This is a genomic window from Noviherbaspirillum sp. (assembly GCF_035254865.1).
Classification (GTDB): Bacteria; Pseudomonadota; Gammaproteobacteria; order Burkholderiales; family Burkholderiaceae_D; genus Noviherbaspirillum.
Map to the genome: position 1 here is coordinate 29,936 of NZ_DATFAF010000026.1, position 18,845 is coordinate 48,780.

The 18,845-nt window shown below is 60.5% G+C and carries 12 protein-coding genes and 1 tRNA gene; 7 read left to right on the forward strand and 6 right to left on the reverse strand.

Annotation, left to right across the window (positions count from 1 at the left end):
* Window positions 1–2: 2 nt before the first annotated feature.
* Genes VJ651_RS07785 through VJ651_RS07795 form a run of 3 tightly spaced genes read right to left on the reverse strand, consistent with a single transcriptional unit; the run spans window position 3 to window position 7,684 of the window.
* The gene (locus VJ651_RS07785; RefSeq protein ID WP_324106903.1) at window positions 3–3,236 is read right to left on the reverse strand and encodes an efflux RND transporter permease subunit; all 3,234 of its coding nucleotides are present in this window, start codon (window positions 3,234–3,236) and stop codon (window positions 3–5) included.
* On the reverse strand, window positions 3,233–6,322 hold the full coding sequence (locus VJ651_RS07790) for an efflux RND transporter permease subunit (RefSeq protein WP_324106904.1): 3,090 nt from the start codon (window positions 6,320–6,322) through the stop codon (window positions 3,233–3,235). Before VJ651_RS07790 ends, VJ651_RS07785 begins: the two co-directional genes overlap by 4 nt.
* 45 nt (window positions 6,323–6,367) lie before the next feature.
* Complete coding sequence (locus tag VJ651_RS07795) at window positions 6,368–7,684, reverse strand: efflux RND transporter periplasmic adaptor subunit (RefSeq protein WP_324106905.1); 1,317 nt, start codon at window positions 7,682–7,684, stop codon at window positions 6,368–6,370.
* Window positions 7,685–7,952: 268 nt separating this feature from the next.
* Between VJ651_RS07795 and htpG the strand changes: the two genes are divergently transcribed.
* Window positions 7,953–9,866 (forward strand): molecular chaperone HtpG, encoded by a 1,914-nt coding sequence (htpG, locus tag VJ651_RS07800; protein WP_324106906.1) that lies wholly within the window; start codon window positions 7,953–7,955, stop codon window positions 9,864–9,866.
* Window positions 9,867–9,920: 54 nt separating this feature from the next.
* Here the strand turns inward: htpG and VJ651_RS07805 are convergent, their stop codons facing one another.
* Both VJ651_RS07805 and VJ651_RS07810 read right to left on the reverse strand, forming a co-directional pair.
* On the reverse strand, window positions 9,921–10,835 hold the full coding sequence (locus tag VJ651_RS07805; RefSeq protein WP_324106907.1) for an alpha/beta fold hydrolase: 915 nt from the start codon (window positions 10,833–10,835) through the stop codon (window positions 9,921–9,923).
* A gap of 26 nt (window positions 10,836–10,861) precedes the next feature.
* Complete coding sequence (locus VJ651_RS07810; protein WP_324106908.1) at window positions 10,862–11,296, reverse strand: hotdog fold domain-containing protein; 435 nt, start codon at window positions 11,294–11,296, stop codon at window positions 10,862–10,864.
* Between the two features lie 137 nt (window positions 11,297–11,433).
* Between VJ651_RS07810 and VJ651_RS07815 the strand changes: the two genes are divergently transcribed.
* Window positions 11,434–12,033 carry a TetR/AcrR family transcriptional regulator gene (locus tag VJ651_RS07815; protein WP_324106909.1) on the forward strand — a complete coding sequence of 200 codons (600 nt, stop codon included), beginning with the start codon at window positions 11,434–11,436 and terminating at the stop codon, window positions 12,031–12,033.
* A 339-nt stretch (window positions 12,034–12,372) separates the two neighbouring features.
* Here VJ651_RS07815 and VJ651_RS07820 read toward each other — a convergent pair whose 3' ends face one another.
* Window positions 12,373–13,467: an AI-2E family transporter gene (locus VJ651_RS07820; RefSeq protein ID WP_324106910.1), complete on the reverse strand. Its 1,095-nt coding sequence runs from the start codon at window positions 13,465–13,467 to the stop codon at window positions 12,373–12,375.
* Between the two features lie 345 nt (window positions 13,468–13,812).
* Between VJ651_RS07820 and VJ651_RS07825 the strand changes: the two genes are divergently transcribed.
* The 5 genes from VJ651_RS07825 to VJ651_RS07845 all read left to right on the forward strand — a co-directional run bounded on the left by VJ651_RS07825 (window position 13,813) and on the right by VJ651_RS07845 (window position 18,836).
* A complete protein-coding gene (locus VJ651_RS07825; protein ID WP_324106911.1) occupies window positions 13,813–14,640 on the forward strand; it encodes a spermidine synthase in 828 nt (275 codons plus the stop codon).
* A gap of 25 nt (window positions 14,641–14,665) precedes the next feature.
* Window positions 14,666–16,477, forward strand: coding sequence for a GspE/PulE family protein (locus VJ651_RS07830; protein ID WP_324106912.1), 1,812 nt, complete (start codon window positions 14,666–14,668; stop codon window positions 16,475–16,477).
* A gap of 72 nt (window positions 16,478–16,549) precedes the next feature.
* A tRNA-Lys gene (locus VJ651_RS07835) sits at window positions 16,550–16,625 on the forward strand.
* 1,263 nt (window positions 16,626–17,888) lie between these two features.
* Window positions 17,889–18,539, forward strand: a complete 651-nt coding sequence (gene upp, locus VJ651_RS07840; protein WP_324106913.1) for a uracil phosphoribosyltransferase — start codon at window positions 17,889–17,891, stop codon at window positions 18,537–18,539.
* 90 nt (window positions 18,540–18,629) lie between these two features.
* On the forward strand, window positions 18,630–18,836 hold the full coding sequence (locus VJ651_RS07845) for a heavy-metal-associated domain-containing protein (RefSeq protein ID WP_324106914.1): 207 nt from the start codon (window positions 18,630–18,632) through the stop codon (window positions 18,834–18,836).
* Window positions 18,837–18,845 lie beyond the last annotated feature (9 nt).

Consider the following 18,845-nt stretch of genomic DNA (forward strand, 5'->3'; position numbering starts at 1 on the left):
CTTCAGGTTGGTTCGGAGCCGGGCGACGGCTCGTTGGCGATCCGGCTCAGTTGGCGTTCGTCGGGCTTGCGGCGGCGCAGCTTGTCGAGCAGCAGATAGACGACCGGCGTGGTCAGCAGTGTCAGCACCTGGCTGGCGATCAGTCCGCCGATAATCGCGACACCGAGCGGCCGGCGCAGTTCTGCACCTTCGCCGAATCCGATCGCCAATGGCAGCGCGCCGAGCGCCGCCGCCAGTGTCGTCATCAGGATCGGGCGGAAGCGCAGCAGACAGGCTTCGCGCACCGCTTCGATCGAGGAGATGCCGCGCGCACGCTCGGCTTCGAGCGCGAAGTCGATGATCAGGATCGCGTTCTTCTTCACGATGCCGATCAGCAGGAATACGCCGATCAGCGCGATGATGGAAAACTCCATGTTGAACATCAGCAGCGCCAGCACCGCGCCCACGCCGGCCGACGGCAGCGTCGACAGCACGGTGATCGGATGCACCAGGCTTTCATACAGGATGCCGAGCACGATGTAGATCACGATCAGCGCAGCCGCAATCAGCATGGGCTGCTGCGATTGCGATTCCTGGAAACTGCGCGCGGTGCCCTGAAAGCTGCCGCGCACATTGGCCGGCATGCCAATATCCGCTTCAGCCTGCTGGATCGCCAGCTGTGCGTCGCCGAGCTTGTAGCCGTCGGCGAGATTGAAGGAGATCGTCGTATCGAGTTCGGCATCTTCGTGCGTGATCGAACCGGGCGTGGCACGCTCGGAGAAACGGGCGAACGCCGACAGCGGCACCATGGTGGACGGCGCGGTGCTGATCGCCTGTCCGCTGGATTGATCGCGCAGACCGGGATTGATCACTGGAGTCGCATTGCCGTTTGCGGCACTCGCCTGCGCTGTAACGGAAGCATTGGCCTTGGAAGGCACGTAAATATCGCCGAGCGCCTGCGGACCCCGCGCATATTCCGGCGCGACCTCCATGATGACGTGATACTGGTTCAGCTCGTCATAGATGGTCGCGACCTGGCGCTGGCCGAATGCGTCGTACAAGGCATTGTCAACATCGCGCGAGCTGATGCCGAGCCGCGCCGCACTGTCGCGGTCGACATCGACGAAGGTTTCGACGCCATACTCCTCCTGGTCGGTATCGACATCGATCAGCGCCGGCTGCTGCTTCATCGCGTCGGCCAGGCGCGTCGCCCAGCGCTGCAAATCGGCCCGGTTGTCACTCTTCAGGCTGTACTGGTAGGTGGACGTGGTCATCCGTCCGCCCATGCGCACGTCCTGCACCGGATTCAGGAACAGGGTGACGCCGGTGACGCGCGCCAGTTGCGGGCGCAGCCGTGCAATCACCGCCTGCCCGCTGTCCGTACGCTCCGAGGCCGGCTTCAGATTGACGAACATGAACCCGCCGCCGGTCCTTCCGCCGCCCGTGAAGCCAACCACCGTATCGACGGCGGGGTCCTGGCGAATGATGTTGACCAGTTGGCGCAGCTTGCCTTGCATCGCCTGGAAGGAAATGCTGCGGTCCGCGCGCAGGCCGCCATTGAGCTGGCCGGTATCCTGCTGCGGGAAGAATCCCTTCGGCGCGGCAATGAACAGATACACGTTCAAGCCAATCACCGCCGCCAGGATCAGCAGGATCAGCCAGCGGTGATACAGCGCCCACTCCAGGCTGTGCGCATAACCGCGTTGCAAGTGGCCGAAGCCGCGCTCGAAGAAGCGTGCAATCCTGCCTTGCGGCCTATCCGCGGTGTGGGGCTTGAGCAGCCACGCGCACATCATCGGCGTGGTGGTCAGCGAGATCACCATGGAAATCAATACCGCCGCCGACAGCGTCACCGCGAATTCCCGGAACAGCCGACCGACCTGCCCGCCCATGAACAGCAAGGGAATGAAGACCGCCACCAGCGACAGGCTGATCGAGAGCACGGTAAAGCCGACCTCGCGGGCACCCAGCAGTGCCGCGCGGAAGCGATCCATGCCGCCTTCGATGTGGCGTGCGGTGTTCTCCAGCACGACGATCGCATCGTCCACCACGAAACCGGTCGCCACCGTGAGTGCCATCAGGCTCAGGTTGTTCAGGCTGAAGCCCAGCAAGTACATGACGCCGAAGGTGCCGAGCAGCGATACTACCGTCGCCACGGCGGGAATGATGGTGGCGCGCGCGCTGCGCAGGAAGGCGCTGACCACCAGCACTACCAGCGCCAGCGCGATCAGCAAGGTGATTTCGATTTCCTTGAGCGAGGCGCGAACGGAGATGGTGCGGTCGGACGCAACCTGCAAGCGCACATCCGGCGGCAACTGTGCCTGCAACGTCGGCAGCAATGCGCGCACGCTGTCTACGGTCTCGATCACGTTGGCGCCCGGCTGGCGGGTGATCAGCACGATCACCGCCGGCTGGCCGTTGAACAGGCCGAGCGTATGCGTATCCTCGACGCTGTCGATGACTTGCGCCACTTCGGAGAGCCGCACCGCTGCACCGTTACGCCAGGCCACGACCAGGCCGCGATAATCCGCGGCGGTGGGCCGGCGGCTGTCCGCGCCGGCCTGCGAATAAATCTGCAGCCGTCGCCCCTCGCCTTCGACCGAGCCCTTGGGCCGGTTGGCGGTGCTCGCCTGGATCGCCGCGCGCACGTCTTCCATGCTGATGCCGTTGCGGTTGAGTGCGAACGGCAACAGTTCCACCCGCACCGCCGGCAGCGAGCCGCCGCCGAGTTCCACGTCGCCCACGCCCGGCACCTGCGCCAGCTTCTGCTGCACCAGGTTCGAGACTTCTTCATAGATCTGGCCGGGCGAGCGCGTCTGCGATGTCAGCGCGAGGATCAGCACCGGCGCATCGGACGGATTGATCTTGCGATAGGTCGGGTTGCTGCGCAGCGTCGCAGGCAGGTCGACGCGCGCCGCATTGATCGCGGCCTGCACTTCGCGCGCGGCGGAATCGATCTTGCGATTGAGGTCGAATTGCAGGCTGATGCGGGTCGATCCGTTGCCGCTGCTGGACGTCATTTCGTTGACGCCGGCAATGACGCCGAGCCTGCGCTCCAGCGGCGTCGCGACGCTGGACGCCATGGTTTCCGGGCTGGCGCCGGGCAGCCGCGCGCTCACCGAGATGGCCGGGAACTCGACTTGCGGCAGCGGCGAAACCGGCAGCACGAAGAAGGCGGCGATGCCCGCCAGCGCGAGGCCGATGGTCAGCAGCACCGTGGCAACCGGGCGGCGGACGAAGGGCGAGGACAGATTCACTGCGCGTCTCCGGCTGCGTCGGTGTGCGGGCGCGACCAGCGACGTCCGAGGCGGTCGAAGCCGAGGTAAATCACCGGCGTGGTGAACAGGGTGAGCATCTGGCTCACGATCAGGCCGCCGAAAATCGACAGGCCCAGCGGCCGGCGCAGCTCCGCGCCGTCACCCCAGCCGAACATCAGCGGCAAGGCGGCAAACAGCGCGGCCAGCGTTGTCATCAGGATAGGCCGGAAGCGCAGCAGCGCCGCCTGGTGAATCGCCTCGCGCGGCGACCTGCCCTCGTTACGCTCGGCGTCGATGGCGAAGTCGATCATCATGATCGCGTTCTTCTTCACAATGCCGATCAGCAGGATGATGCCGATGATGCCGATCACGCCGAGATCGTGGCCGGCAATGATGAGCGCCAGCAATGCGCCCACGCCGGCCGAGGGCAGCGTCGAGAGGATCGTGAGCGGGTGAATGTAGCTTTCATACAGCACGCCGAGCACGATATAGACGCACACCACCGCCGCCAGGATCAGCCAGAGCTGGTTGGTCAGCGACGCCTGGTAAGCGCTGGCCGCGCCAAGGAAAGTGAGGCTGACTGAAGGCGGAAGATTGACGTCTTTTGCAGCCTGCCGGATGGCATCGACAGCCTGGCCCAGCGATGCGCCGGATGCAGTGTCGAAGCCGATGGTGGTGGCCGGATATTGCGCAACATGCGTGATCTGCAAGGGAGCGGTTTCCTCGCTGATGCTGGCGACGGCATTGAGCGGCGTGGTCTTGCCGGAGCCGGTGCGCAGCGGCAACTGGCCGAGCGAGCCTGGCGTCGCGATGTCGGGCCGCGCCTCGAGGATCACGCGGTACTGGTCGGTTTGCGTGAAGATGGTCGAGATGATGCGTTGCCCGAAGGCGCTGTAGAGCGCGTCGTCGATGGTGGCGGCCGAGATCGACAGGCGCGATGCAGTATCGCGGTCGATGTTGATATTGGCGGTCGTGCCGCTCACGCCGGCGTCGGACACCACGTTGCGCAGCTCGGCACTTTCGCGCATGCGCTGCGCGAGCCGGCCGGCCCATTGCGTGACTGCGGCATTGTCGGCGCCTTCCATCGAGACGCGGTACTGCGTCGGCCCGGTTTCCGCATCGATCGTCAGGTCCTGCGTCGGTTGCAGGTACAGCTTGAGGCCGGCGATGCGTCCGACGCGCTCGCGCAGCCTCTCCATTGTTTCCTGCTGAGGATCGCTGCGGCCGCGCTTGAGGTTGATCAGCATGCTGCCGGTATGCAGCATGGTATTGCTAGCGGCATCGACGCCGACCAGCGAGCTGAGCGAGGCAACATCGGGGTCGTCGAGAATGGCCCTGGCTGCTTGCTGCTGGAGCTCGGACATGCGCGCGAAGGACACGTTTTCGGCGGCCTCGACCCGTGCCTGCAATTGCCCGGTGTCCTGCACGGGGAACAGGCCCTTCGGGATCAGCGCATACAGCAGCACGGTGACCACCAGCGTTGCCAGCGCGACCAGCAGCGTGAGCGGCTGGTGCTCCAGCACCCATTGCAGCGCGGTGTCGTAACGATGGATGATGCGTTCGAACCCCGCCTGCATGCGCGCGCCGACGCCGTGACGACGGCTTTCCGGGCCGGAATGCCAGCGCGCCGACATCATCGGCACCAGGGTCAGCGACACCACCGCCGAGATCAGAATGGTGATCGCCAGCGTCACCGCAAACTCGCGGAACAGCCGCCCCACCACGTCGCCCATGAAGAGCAGCGGAATCAGCACCGCGATCAGCGACACGGTCAGTGAAATGATGGTGAAGCCGATCTGCGCCGCGCCTTTGAGTGCCGCCTGCATCGGCGCTTCGCCGCGCTCCACGTAGCGCGCGATGTTCTCGATCATCACGATCGCATCGTCCACCACGAAGCCGGTCGCGATCGTCAGCGCCATCAGACTCAGGTTGTTCAAACTGTAGCCGAGCAGGTACATCGCGCCGCAAGTGCCGATCAGCGAGATCGGTACCGCGAGGCTGGCGATCACCGTGGCGCGCAGGTCATGCAGGAAGGCGAAGATGACCAGCACCACCAGCACGACGGCGAGAATGAGTTCGATCTCCACATGCTCGACCGAGGAGCGGATGCCGGCGGTGCGGTCGCTCAGCACATCGACGCGCAAGGAGGCCGGCAGGCCGGCCTCCAGCTCGGGCAGACGCTTCTTGATCGCGTCCACGGTCGCGATCACATTAGCGCCCGGCTGGCGCTGCACGTTCAGGATGATGGCCGGCTTCAGGCCCGCCCACGCGGCCAAGCGGACGTTTTCCGCGCTGTCGACCACTTGCGCAACGCTCGACAGCCGCACCGGTGCGCCGTTGCGGTAGGCAACGATCAGGTTCTTGTAGTCATCGACGGTCAGCAACTGGTCGTTGGCATTGATCGAGAAGGCACGGGTCGGCCCGTCCAGGTTGCCCTTCGCGCCGTTGGCATTGGCAGCGCTGATCGCCGTGCGCAGGTTGTCGAGGCCCAGCCCGTAGGAAGCGAGCAACTGGGTATCAGCCTGGATGCGCACCGCCGGCCGCTGCCCGCCGGAGAGCGTGACGAGGCCGACGCCGGACACCTGGCTGATCTTCAGCGCGAGGCGGGTATTGACGAGGTTCTGCACTTCGGTCAACGGCAGCGTGTCGGATGTGATCGCCAGGGTCAGCACCGGCGCATCGGCCGGGTTGACCTTGGCATAGACCGGCGGCGCGGGCAGGTCCGCCGGCAGCAAGGAGCCGGATGCGTTGATGGCGGCCTGTACCTCCTGCTCGGCCACATCCAGCGTCTGACCGAGTCCGAATTGCAGCGTGACGATGGAAACGCCGGCCGCGCTGGTGGAACTCATGCGCTGCAGGCCGGCCATCTGGCCGAACTGGCGCTCCAGCGGCGCGGTCACACTGCGGCTCATGACTTCCGGACTGCCACCCGGATACAGTGTCTGCACCTGGATGGTCGGGAAATCGACCTGCGGCAGCGCAGACAGCGGCAGGAACTTGTAGCCGATGATGCCGGCCAGGACGATAGCCAGCATCAGCAGCGACGTGGCAACCGGCCGCAGGATAAAGGGGCGGGATGGACTCATGCTGTCAATTTGCTTGGAAAGGCGCTGCGCACGGCAGGTGATCGATCATCGCGCGGCCGCTCCCGGCCGGCTGCGCGGCTCGCCGGATGCGGGCGAGGAAGAATTGCCGGAGCCTGCGCGATTTCTTCCCTGCCCGCCCTGGCGTCCGCCCCGCTCGCCGGCGGCTGGCCGGTCGCCCGGCAGGCTCACATGGGCGCCATCCTTGAGGCGATCGGCTCCTTCGGTAATGACCTGCTCACCGGCATTCAGGCCCGAGACGATCTGTACCTTGTCGCCGGCGACCACTCCCCGCGTCACCGGGCGCTGTGCGACGGTGCGCTCGGCGGGATTGAGCACGTAGACGTAATCGCCGCTGTTGCCGTGCCGCAGGGCATTGATCGGTACCAGGATCGCGCCCTCGACCTGGCGCACCAGCAGACGCACGTTGACGAACTGGCTGGGAAACAGGCTGTGCTTGCTGTTGGCGAAACGGGCCTTGGCCTTCACCGTTCCGGTCTGCACATCGACCTGGTTGTCCATGGCGAGGAAGCGTCCGGTTTCCAGTTCCACGCTGCGCGTGCGATCGAGTGCCGTGACGGGCATTTTTGCCTCCTCGTTGATGCGGGCGCGCAATTCCCCGATGCGGTCCTGCGGCATGGCGAATTCGACATCGATCGGCTCGGTCTGGGTAATGACGACGATGCCGTTGGCGTCGCCGGGTCCGACCACGTTGCCGATGTCGACCACGCGCAAGCCGACACGACCGCTGATCGGCGCCGTCACCCTGGTATAGCCCAGGTTAAGGCGGGCGGTGCCTTCATTGGCGCGATCGCTGATGACGGTGCCTTCCAATTGCTTGACCAGCGCGGCCTGAGTCTCGACGTCCTGGCGCGCGATCGAATCCTGCCCGAGCAGCGTGCGATAACGCTCCAGCACCAATTTCGCGTTTTCCAGCTGCGCTTCGTCGCGCTGGCGCTGCCCGGTCGCCTGCATCAGCGTCATTTCGAACTGGCGCGGGTCGATCAGCGCCAGCAGCTGGCCGGCCTTTACCATCTGCCCCTCGTGGAAGTGCACTTCTTTCAACACGCCCGACACCTGCGGACGGACGGTCGCGGTGGCGGCGGCCATGACCGTGCCCAGCGCCTCGACCGTAACCGGCAGGTCGGTCCGTTCGGCGCTTGCCACGCCCACCGTGGTCGGCGGCGGCCCGCCGCGGCGTCCGCCGGAGCCCGCGCCGCCTTGCGCGGACGGGTGCGTGAGGTGCCATGCCAGCCAGCCCAGCGCCGCCAGTGCCAGCAGCGCAAGGAGCACGCCAATGAAGGATTTCCGCCCGGCGCGCCTGGATGGCGATCCGACGCGGTGTTTTTCTGCTTGTGAATCCATGAAATTCCCTTAAATACAGCGGACGGACACCATGGTATCGCTGCGCCTGGAACTTGCGTATAGGCATGTGTCTGTTTCGATCCGCAAAACTTGCCTCATATTCTCGTCCTTTTGTATCCGGCACTTGTCAGCAGGCCAGAGATTTGTATCGAAATGTCCGCTTCCGATCGGCAACACGCGGAACTTGCCCGGCGGGCCTTGAAATATTTCAACCTGCCCCAATAATTGGTAAAAAATTATCGTTCCATCATCGACTTTTGAGGAAAAAATGGCTGTCACCGAAAAGCAAACCCTGGGTTTTCAGGCAGAAGTCAAGCAACTGCTGCAACTGATGATTCACTCCTTGTACTCCAACAAGGAAATTTTCCTGCGCGAACTGATCTCCAACGCGTCGGACGCCACGGACAAGCTGCGTTTCGAAGCAATGAACAACGCCAGCCTGTTTGAAAACGATCCGGACCTGAAGATCAAAGTCACCTTTGACAAGGCCGCGCGCACCATCACCATTTCCGACAACGGCATCGGCATGAGCCGCGAGGAAACCATTGAACACCTCGGCACCATTGCCAAGTCCGGCACCAAGGAATTCTTCTCGAAACTCTCCGGCGACCAGCAGAAGGACGCGGCGCTGATCGGCCAGTTCGGTGTCGGCTTCTATTCCGCCTTCATCGTGGCCGACAAGATCACGGTGGAAACCCGCCGCGCCGGCCTCCCCGCCGCGCAGGGCGTGCGCTGGGAATCGGCCGGCGAAGGCGACTTCAGCGTCGAGCCGATCGACAAGCCGTCGCGCGGCACCGACATCACGCTGCATCTGCGCGAAGGCGAGGACGAATTCCTGTCGTCCTGGAAGTTGAAATCGATCATCCGCAAGTATTCCGACCACATCTCCCTGCCCATTCTGATGCAGAAAGAGGAATGGGACGATGAGAAGAAGGAAACCGTCATCAAGGACGAGTTCGAAACCGTCAACCAGGCCAGCGCCCTGTGGTCGCGCAGCAAATCCGACATTACGCCGGAGCAGTACGAAGAGTTCTACAAGCACGTCTCGCACGATTTCGAAGGCCCGCTCGCCTATACGCACAACCGCGTCGAGGGACGCAGCGAATACACCCAGCTGCTGTACATTCCGAAGCGCGCACCCTTCGACTTGTGGGACCGCAACAAGCGCAGCGGCATCAAGCTGTATGTGAAGCGCGTATTCATCATGGACGACGCCGAGCAGCTGATGCCGATCTACCTGCGCTTCATCAAGGGCGTGATCGACTCGGCCGACCTGCCGCTGAACGTCTCGCGCGAGATCCTGCAGGAGTCGCGCGACATCCGCGTCATCCGCGAAGGCTCGACCAAGCGCGTGCTCGGTTTGCTGGAAGAACTGGCTAACAGCGAGGACCAGGAACAGAAGGACAAGTACACCACCTTCTGGAAAGAATTCGGCCAGGTGCTCAAGGAAGGCATCGGCGAAGACCAGGCCAACAAGGATCGCATCGCCAAGCTGCTGCGCTTCGCCTCCACGCACAACGACAGCGACGTGCAGAACGTCTCCTTCGCCGACTATATCGGCCGCATGAAGGAAGGCCAGGACAAGATCTTCTACATCACCGCCGAGTCTTACGCCGCGGCGAAGAACAGTCCGCATCTCGAAATCTTCCGCAAGAAAGGCGTCGAGGTACTGCTGATGACGGATCGCGTCGACGAGTGGATGCTGTCCTTCCTGCATGAAGTGGAAGGCAAGGAACTGGTGTCGGTGGCCAAGGGCGATCTGGACCTCGGCAAGCTGGAAGACGAGGCCGAGAAGAAGCAGCACGAGGAAACCGAGAACCAGTACAAGGAACTGGTCGAGAAGATGAAGACGGCGCTGGGCGACAAGGCGAAGGACGTGCGCGTCACCTTCCGCCTGACCGATTCGCCGGCCTGCCTGGTCGCGGACGAGCATGAACTGTCCGGCAACCTGCTGCGCATGCTGAAGGCCGCGGGACAGAACGCGCCGGAGAACAAGCCTATCCTCGAAATCAATCCCGACCATCCGCTGGTGCAGCGCTTGAAGTACGAGGAAGCGAAGTTCGACGACTGGTCGCACATCCTGTTCGATCAGGCGATGCTGGCCGAAGGCGGCAATCTGAACGACCCGGCAGGGTTCGTGAAGCGCCTGAATCAGATGCTGCTGGATATGCCGGGCCGCTAAGGTCTCGCCTGGATCCAAGGACAACGGGCTGCCGATTTCGGCAGCCCGTTTTTTTCATTGCGACCTAATCGCCGATCCGTGCCAACGCGATCTGCTGATATTCGCATGTCGGGCATGCTGCTCCAGCCACTCCAGTGCCTGCTTCCACAATGTCGGCTGAAACTCCCGACGGAAGAAACCGAAGTGGCCGATGCGCTTCGCCTGTATGGTTTGCGGCGCGATATGCCAGCGCTCGACCGGCGCGTTGCTGTAAAAATCATGCAGGCTGTCGATGCTGCGCCGGCTCATCATTTCATCGTCGGTAAAACTGATGGAAAGAAGCGGGACGCGAATGTTCTTGAAGCCGGCCCGAATCGGCGCGCCCTTGCCGTCGACCACGTAGTGCGGGCTCTTGCACCACCGCGCCCACTGGAAAATCACGCCCTTCGGCAGATCGCCGACCTTCTTCAGCTTCTTGCCGGGAAAATAGCCGAACAAGCGCGTGTACACCGGCACCGCGAAATACCACATGATCCACACGAAGCGCTTCAACTGCGGCGTGTTTTCGCGCCAATAACCGCTGCCGGCGGCGACGGTGATAATGCCGTCGATCAGATGGTTATCCGGAAGCAGGCCGGGCAACTGGCCGCCGAGCGAGTGGCCGATCACCAGCAGCGGCACATCGCGCTGCCATTTCCTGGCTGCGCACACCGCGGCGTTGTAGTCCTCGGCCCAGTCGAACAGGTCGGCCTTGAAACCGCGCAGCGAGTGTCTGAACCGCGCAGGCACCGACGCGCCGGCGCCGCGATAATCGAAGGTCAGGACGGCGAAACCCTGCTGTGCGAGAAAACGCGCGAAGGGGAAATAGAATTCCTGCTTCACGCCCATCGCGGCCGGCAACACGATCACCGCTTTGGCCCTTCCTTGTGGCGCGAAGCGGTGAGCAGCAAGACTGAATCCATCCTTTGCGCTGAGGATGATCGGTTCCATGGTCGACTCCAAGTGTGATCTCGGGCTTACTTCAGGTTCATCGTGATCCTGGCCGTGAAGACGTGCCGCCCGTCCGTGTCATAGGCGTCGACCGGCACTTCAACATTGCCTACCTGCTCCCAGGCCACGCTTTCCCCGTCAGCGACGACCCGCACATCGGTCTTTGCCTTGGCGAGGTATTGCACCGTCATGCCGACCGGGATCCATTGGCGACCGTCGGGAATCGATACCGTGGTCATGGTGCCCGCTGCCAATTCGGCCGCATTGCAAAGTGCGATCGCATGCACGGTACCGAGGTGGTTGTGCACTGCGCGGCGATTGGCGAAAGTGACCTCCGCAAAGCCGGGACGCAGTTCGGTAAACGTCGGATCGATGGTGGCAAAGTACGGCGCAAATTCAGTGACCGCCTTGCTGAATGCCTGATTTCCCATCTTTTGGTACATGCCTAATGTTTGATTCATGGTCGTCTCCTTTGCTTGATATGGCCAGGGGCCGGGCTTTTACGCGATATAGCTTTACCGCACCAGTTTTCCTGGGCTAAGGTGCTCTCTTGAAACAGCTCAACTAGAACATTATTCTAGAATATAATTCTAGTCAAATGACTCTAATCGCCATGACGACAGCAAAGAAAAGCAGAAAACAGGAAATCCTGGATGCAGCGTTGAGCTGCTTCACGGAACACGGCATCGAGGCGACCACGATCGAAATGATCCGCGAGCGCTCGCAAGCCAGCGTCGGCAGCATGTATCACCACTTCGGCAGCAAGGAAAGTATTGCCGCCGCACTCTATGTCGACGCGCTGGCCAGTCACGCTGAATACCAGCAGCGCCTGATGGCATCGGCGAAAAACGTGGAAGGCGGCGTCAAAGCCATCGCCTATGCCTACATCGACTGGGTTTCAACCCATCCGGAGAAGGCGCGCTTTGTGCTGTACAACCGGGGCGTATTGGCCAAGAGCGAGATGGCAGCCGAACTGGAAGCGCGCACCCGCAGCCATATATCAAATGTGCTGCGCTGGTTCCAGCCGCATATCGAGAGCGGCGGGCTGAAAAAGCTGCCGATGGAATGTTATGGATCGATCATCATCGGCCCGGCGCACGACTATGCACGCCTGTGGCTATCGGGGCGCGCCAAGACGGACATCAAGGCTTACCGCGAAATTTTCGCGGACGCGGCGTGGAATGCGCTGAAGCCCTAGCAGTGTTGCGCCGACAGGATTTGTGCGACAGAAAAATGGCAGCATGACCGCACCATCCGCATCCTGATCCTCGGAAGTTTTTCCGGCACGGCCGCGCTGGCCACGCAAGAAAAGATGAATTTAACAAATTGCTTCGGCAGCTTCTTTCACCCGATCCTTTCGCAGAGTCAGTCAGCCTTTCCGTTTCGCACCAAGGAATTCAAGCCTTGTCCCTTTCGTTCACTGGCGCGACCAAGCCACAGCGTACGCGCAACACGATAATCTCCCGCTCGAAATGCCGACCATGGGACAAGTCGTTGACATTTTTGCGCTTCTCCATTGCGTAAAAATTGAAAGAGTTCAGCGCGGCTCGCTATTTGCGCCAGAGTCAACCGGACTGGGTACGGGCGCTCCGGTTTTGGCAGTGTAGGCTTCACGTACCCGCATGAAAACGATCCGGATCGCCGCAATCACGGGCACTGATAAAAAAATTCCCGCTATGCCAGCGATCTGGTCGCCGGCCAGCAATCCGATGATTATCAGCAGCGGCGCAACTTCAACTCCTTCGCTCATCAGGTAGGGCGCGAGAACATAATCCTGCAAGCCGCGGTACGCCAAGATAAAGAAGAATACCCAAAGCAAATGTTCAAACCCGGCGAATCCGAGTACCACGAGAAGCACTCCGATTGCTGCCAAAGGTCCGACGAACGGAATAAATTCCAGAAGCGCCGCAGTCCCACCCAAGAGCAGAGCGTAAGGTGCCCCCATGAGGGATAAGGCAGCACTGTAGCTAATGAAGGTTGCCAAAGACAGCAGCAAAAGGGCGCGCACAAAGCCAGCCAACAAGAGATCCAGGTCGCCCGCAATGCGTCCCCACAGCTTGCTCTGCTGCCGCTCGAACAGCATCAGGAAATTTTGACGCATCGCCGGTCCCTCCTTGATCAGCATAAAGCTTAGAACCGGAATCAGAATCAGGTAGATCAGGTTGCTGGCGATATGCAGCACGCCAACTCCGAGGCGTTGGGCAAAGGGTACAGCCTGGCTCGCTCCGGCTTGTACCTGCTCCATCACAAAAGCAACCATCTTCTGGCGCTTCGGTTCGAGAAACCTCGGCAAGGGAATCCGTTCCGAGACCTTGGCGACGTCCAGAAGTTTGGGCAGGTCCTGACTCAGGCGCGCCGCTTCATCACCGATCCGACTCCCGAACATAGCGCCGGATACAACAGCCAGCGCAATCAAGAACAGGAACACTATGGCGACGATCGCGGCCCGAGGAATGAGGCGAGGCTTGTAGCGTTCCACGATTCGGACCAGTGGGTAAACCAGGTAGGCGAAAAAAATCGAGAGCACCACGACCAACAGGGTAACCCGAACCGTGTAGAGCAGGTACAACACCGCAACCAATAGAAATACGGTCCATGCAGCCTTCGCCGAACGGGTATCGATACCAAGCATACATCCTCCGATTATCGTCAAATCAGGGCAACCGCAATGAAGCTACTATCATGCCCTCTATTGTGATGATTTCCGGTTTGCCGGCAGTTTACGTGGAACGATATTTCCTCCGGTCCGGGTTGATTTTTCGCAATGTCGAAACATACATGCCCCGAGCTCAGAAGAGTTTGCTTCAACGGCAAGACCTCGGGCAGGCAGGAGGCCGAATTCACGGTCGCCAGCATCGAAACACGATACTTTTCCCTCCTCGCCAGCCAATGCACAGCGATCCTTCGAACAGAAACTGGCGCTTTGGAGCGACATCATTCTGTAGAATGGCGGAAACTCGCCGTTACCTTCTTCTCCATGCTGATCAAACGCAAGTCCATCGAAGCGCAATCCAACCGCAAAGACGGTCCGCGCGCAAGTTCGACAACCAAGGCCGCGCCCAAGCCGCGCAAGCCCAAATTCGCCCCCATCACGCTGTCTGAAGAAAACGGCGTGGTCTATCTGCACTTCGGCAATGAATGGGTGCAGGGCGCAATGCGCGTTCGCAAACCCGACTGGATCGAGCTGGAATACGCGCAGCAAATGATGGCGTGGATGCTGTTCATCCGGGAACCGCAGCATATTGTCCAGCTCGGCCTCGGCACGGGTGCATTGACCAAGTTCTGCTACCGTCAGTTTCCGCAAGCGCAAGTCACTGCAGTCGAACTGAACCCGGCGGTGATCATCGCCTGCCATTCCATGTTCCGCCTGCCATCCGACGATGAACGTCTGTCGACAATCGAAATGGACGCGATGGATTTCGTGATGGATGAAGCCAATCACGGCAAGATCGATGTCATTCAGGCCGACCTGTACGACGCCACGGTAAAGGGTCCGGTACTGGATACCGCGGAGTTTTACCAGGCGTGCGAAGCCTGCCTGACGCCGGAAGGCATCATGACCGTCAACCTGTTCGGCGACCATCCCAGCTATGGAAAAAACCTGAAGGCCATGCGCTTTGCCTTCGACGAGGTGATGTGCCTGCCTCCCGTGCATGAAGGCAATGTGGTCGCCATCGGCTTCAAGAAGGCGCCGAAACTTGACTTTCCGGCACTTTACGAACGGGCCGCCGAGATCACCGACGCCACACGATTACCCACAAAATCCTGGGTAAATGGCCTTAAGGCCTGGCAATTGGTACGATAGGAAAACATTTCCCGGGGTAACCGCCATGAATGCCAGACTCGAGCAGCACGAATCTCCTCCGCCCAAGGCATCGAAGGCACTCGACCTGCACCAGGTCTTCAGCTGGCTGCTCGCCGACGGTATCGTTGAAAAGCCGACCGCCAAGACCGCCTACAACCAGGCGCAGGCACTGCTCAGGAACGCCTCGATCGCGATGCACCCCTTGAGCGCGGTGGCGCAATGCAAGCTGCAGTCGGCGCTGCCGCCGCACAAGCTGCTGACGCTGGACTGGCTGAGCGAATGGATGGCAGCCAAGGTCAAGCTGCCGTTCTATCGCATCGATCCGCTCAAGATCGACTTCACCAAGGTGGCGGATGTCATGTCGGCGACCTACGCCACGCGCTTCAACATCCTGCCGGTGGAACTGACGACGACGGAAGTCGTGATTGCGACCTGCGAGCCCTTTCTCGCCGAATGGGAAGCGGAAATCGCCAAGATCACGCGCCGCAACGTCAAGCTGGTCATCGCCAATCCGCTCGACATCGCGCAGTACACCGCCCAATTCTTCACCCTCGCGAAATCGATCAAGGGCGCAAACAAGTCCAACACGCATGACCTCGCGCTGCGCAACAACTTCGAGCAACTGGTCGAACTCGGTAAGAGCGACAAGCAGCTCGACGCCAACGACCAGCACATCGTCAACATCGTCGACTGGTTGTGGCAGTACGCATTCGAACAGCGCGCGTCGGACATCCACCTCGAACCCAAGCGCGACCTCGGCGCGATCCGCTTTCGCATCGACGGCGTGCTGCACCAGGTGTACCAGGTCCCGGCCGCCGTCATGATCGCAATGACCGCGCGCATCAAGCTGCTCGGCCGCATGGACGTGATCGAAAAACGGCGCCCGCAGGACGGCCGCATCAAGACCCGCACATCCGGCGGACAGGAAATCGAACTGCGCCTGTCCACCATGCCGACCGCCTTTGGCGAAAAACTGGTGATGCGTATTTTCGACCCGGAAGTCGTGGTGAAGACGCTGCCGGAACTCGGCTTCCCGCCTGACGACGCCAAGCGCTGGGACGGTCTCACCACGCGTCCGCACGGCATCATTCTCGTGACCGGACCGACCGGCTCCGGCAAGACCACCACCCTGTACACCACGCTCAAGGCGCTGGCGACATCCGAGGTCAATGTCTGCACGGTGGAAGACCCGATCGAAATGGTGGAAGGTTCCTTCAACCAGATGCAGGTTCAGCACGGCATCGACCTGTCCTTCGCCGACGGCGTGCGCGCGCTGATGCGGCAGGACCCGGACATCATCATGGTCGGCGAAATCCGCGACCTCGAAACCGCCGAAATGGCGATCCAGGCCGCGCTGACCGGCCACCTGGTGCTGTCCACCCTGCACACCAACGATGCACCCTCGGCCGTCATGCGCCTGCTGGAACTCGGCGTCCCGTATTACCTGCTCGAAGCAACCCTGATCGGCATCATGGCGCAGCGCCTGGTGCGCACGCTGTGCGCCGAATGCAAGAAGCCGGACGGCGAATTATCCGATGAGGTCTGGGACGGTCTGACCGAAGGCTGGAAGCTGCCCAAGCCGGCCAGGATCCATCGCCCGGTCGGCTGCCCGGAATGCCGGCAAACCGGTTATCGCGGCCGTACCGGCCTGTATGAATTGCTGACAATCACGCAACCCTTTACCAAGCTGATCAAGCAGGAAACCGATATCCACGCGCTGACGCAGCAAAGCATCAAGGACGGCATGAAGCCCTTGCGCGTGGCGGGTGCGCTCAAGATCAGGGAAGGCGTCACGACGGCGGACGAAGTGCTGAAGGTGACGGCGGCCTTGACTTGATGCATGAAGAGAACTTTTTCAGGACAGGGAGTAGACCGAACGACGCTCCATTGATATAATCTTGTCCTCGTTGGGTCGTTAGCTCAGCTGGTAGAGCAGCGGACTCTTAATCCGTTGGTCGTAGGTTCGATCCCTACACGGCCTACCAACAAATTCAAGGGCTTACAGGAATTTTTCCTGTAAGCCCTTTTCGTTTCTGGTCCATTTCTGGTCCAGCTTTTCAAATCCAAAATCAATTATTTCCAAAACAGGAAATCCCCCATCTTCGCCCCTACTCTCCCAGAGATGGTGTTTTTCTTGGAGACTGCGCCCCCAGTCAAAAACGTTAATTCACCACAGGCCGGAAAATCACTGTTTCCAATGCAAAGTGATCGGTTAATATGCAATTCCGCAGCTGAATTGCTGACTCCATCACGAAGGATTTTGATGAGCGAATCAAAGGTCTCAATTGAAGAAATTAGGAAGATGTTCAGTGAGCGCGTCAACTCCGCAATGGAAATAACTTTGCGCGAAAAAATAGTCACCCACTCAATTTATGGCCTGCTTAATTCAATGACGAATCATCCGCCTCTTCGATCCCTGACGAAAGCGCAACTCCCTTGAAAATGCAGGAAAAATCTTCTTAAGGATCTACAAATTTCTGCCCCGTTAAACGGACTCTTAATCCGTTGGTCGTAGGTTCGATCCCTACACGGCCTACCAACGAATTCCATTGCAAAGCCCAGTCCATGTGACTGGGCTTTTTGCTTTTCCGGCAAGGATCGCAGCGCCTCGCCCCCAAAATTGACCCAAGCCACCCTTTGTCAAAATACCCATTTTCAACATAAGAGGAATAGTTATACTCGGAACTACTTACCGGCTATCCATATTGGGAGGCGTAATGTTTCTTTGCACACAGCTACTTTCCGGCTTCGTAGAGAGCACTGCCAAGTCTTCGGAATACCCATTGCCGGTAAAGATCATTTTCATTCCCTTTTATCTGCCCTTGTTCGCGCTGGCCATTCTTGTCGATGTCTGTGTCCTGCCGTTCTCTCTGGTCTCACGCCTTTCATTAGGCAGCAAAGAGAAGGCGGGGAAATAACCACGGCCTGACAGCATTCCACGCTGTTTCCGGCGACGCTTTCTCTTCAAGAAATCGCCCCACGTCTTGCCTGCGGATGAATTTGCAGGCTTCAGTCCGGTCTCAAGCAGCAGTCATCGGGGGAAACCGGCATGACGGGTTTCCAAATAATGAATCCCGTTGCCTCGAAAACCATTAATATGTTGGCGCCAAGCATGGCATTCCCTGTCGGGTATCGACGCGCCTCATTCGTGCCGGAGAGACACGCAGTTGCCTGCTGAATCAGCCTTTAGTGCTGGGTCCATCCGCCTGAGCCGCCCCCAAGAACGCTATTACATTGCCAATACCGTCATGAAACAAGATCCCCGCTTTCCTAATCTCTATATCCTCGATCACCCGCTGATCCAGCACAAGCTCACCCACATGCGCGATCGCGAGACATCGACCCGCACCTTCCGCGAGCTGCTGCGTGAAATCACGCTGCTGATGGGCTACGAAATCACGCGCAACCTGCCACTGACAACGATGCGCATCGAGACGCCCCTGCAGACCATCGATGCCCCGGTCATCGCCGGAAAAAAACTGGTGGTGGTGCCTGTGCTGCGCGCCGGCATCGGCATGAGCGACGGCTTGCTGGAACTGGTGCCGTCGGCGCGCGTGGGCCATATCGGCGTCTACCGCGATCCGGAAACGCATCGCCCGGTGGAGTATCTGGTGCGTCTGCCCGATCTGGCGGATCGCAACTTCATCCTCTGCGATCCGATGCTGGCAACAGGCAATTCCGCCGTGCATGCTGTCGACGTGCTGAAGAAGCGCGGCGTGTCCGACCAGCAGATCGCCTTTCTTGCACTGGTCGCGGCGCCGGAAGGCGTGCAGGTATTCCAGCAGGCGCATCCCGACGTGAAGGTGTATGTTGCCTCGCTCGATTCCCACCTGAACGATCATGCGTACATCATCCCCGGACTGGGCGATGCGGGAGATCGCTTGTTCGGGACAAAGTAGTCGGAACCGGCACAGCGCAATGGCACTTGACCTTCCCACGTTGGAAAGCTCTACGCTATCGATACCCCTTATTCATCAGGAGCAAACATCATGTACGAACTGAAAGTCGAAGGAATGAGCTGCGGCCACTGCGTCAATGCGGTGACCAAGTCAGTGCAGGCAGTGGATTCCGCGGCAAAAGTGGAAGTGGACCTGGCGACGCAGAAGGTGCGCGTCATGTCATCCGCGAAGCTGGACGACATCAAGTCGGCAGTAAGCGAAGCGGGATATCCGGTCCTACAAAGCAGCGCATCCTGAAAAAACGGG

Coding starts and splice junctions, on each gene's coding strand:
- VJ651_RS07790 (WP_324106904.1), bottom strand. CDS start 6,322: ATGAGTCCATCCCGCCCCTTTATCCTGCGGCCGGTTGCCACGTCGCTG.
- VJ651_RS07810 (WP_324106908.1), bottom strand. CDS start 11,296: ATGAATCAAACATTAGGCATGTACCAAAAGATGGGAAATCAGGCATTC.
- htpG (WP_324106906.1), top strand. CDS start 7,953: ATGGCTGTCACCGAAAAGCAAACCCTGGGTTTTCAGGCAGAAGTCAAG.
- VJ651_RS07825 (WP_324106911.1), top strand. CDS start 13,813: ATGCTGATCAAACGCAAGTCCATCGAAGCGCAATCCAACCGCAAAGAC.
- VJ651_RS07795 (WP_324106905.1), bottom strand. CDS start 7,684: ATGGATTCACAAGCAGAAAAACACCGCGTCGGATCGCCATCCAGGCGC.
- VJ651_RS07820 (WP_324106910.1), bottom strand. CDS start 13,467: ATGCTTGGTATCGATACCCGTTCGGCGAAGGCTGCATGGACCGTATTT.
- VJ651_RS07845 (WP_324106914.1), top strand. CDS start 18,630: ATGTACGAACTGAAAGTCGAAGGAATGAGCTGCGGCCACTGCGTCAAT.
- VJ651_RS07805 (WP_324106907.1), bottom strand. CDS start 10,835: ATGGAACCGATCATCCTCAGCGCAAAGGATGGATTCAGTCTTGCTGCT.
- upp (WP_324106913.1), top strand. CDS start 17,889: ATGAAACAAGATCCCCGCTTTCCTAATCTCTATATCCTCGATCACCCG.
- VJ651_RS07815 (WP_324106909.1), top strand. CDS start 11,434: ATGACTCTAATCGCCATGACGACAGCAAAGAAAAGCAGAAAACAGGAA.
- VJ651_RS07830 (WP_324106912.1), top strand. CDS start 14,666: ATGAATGCCAGACTCGAGCAGCACGAATCTCCTCCGCCCAAGGCATCG.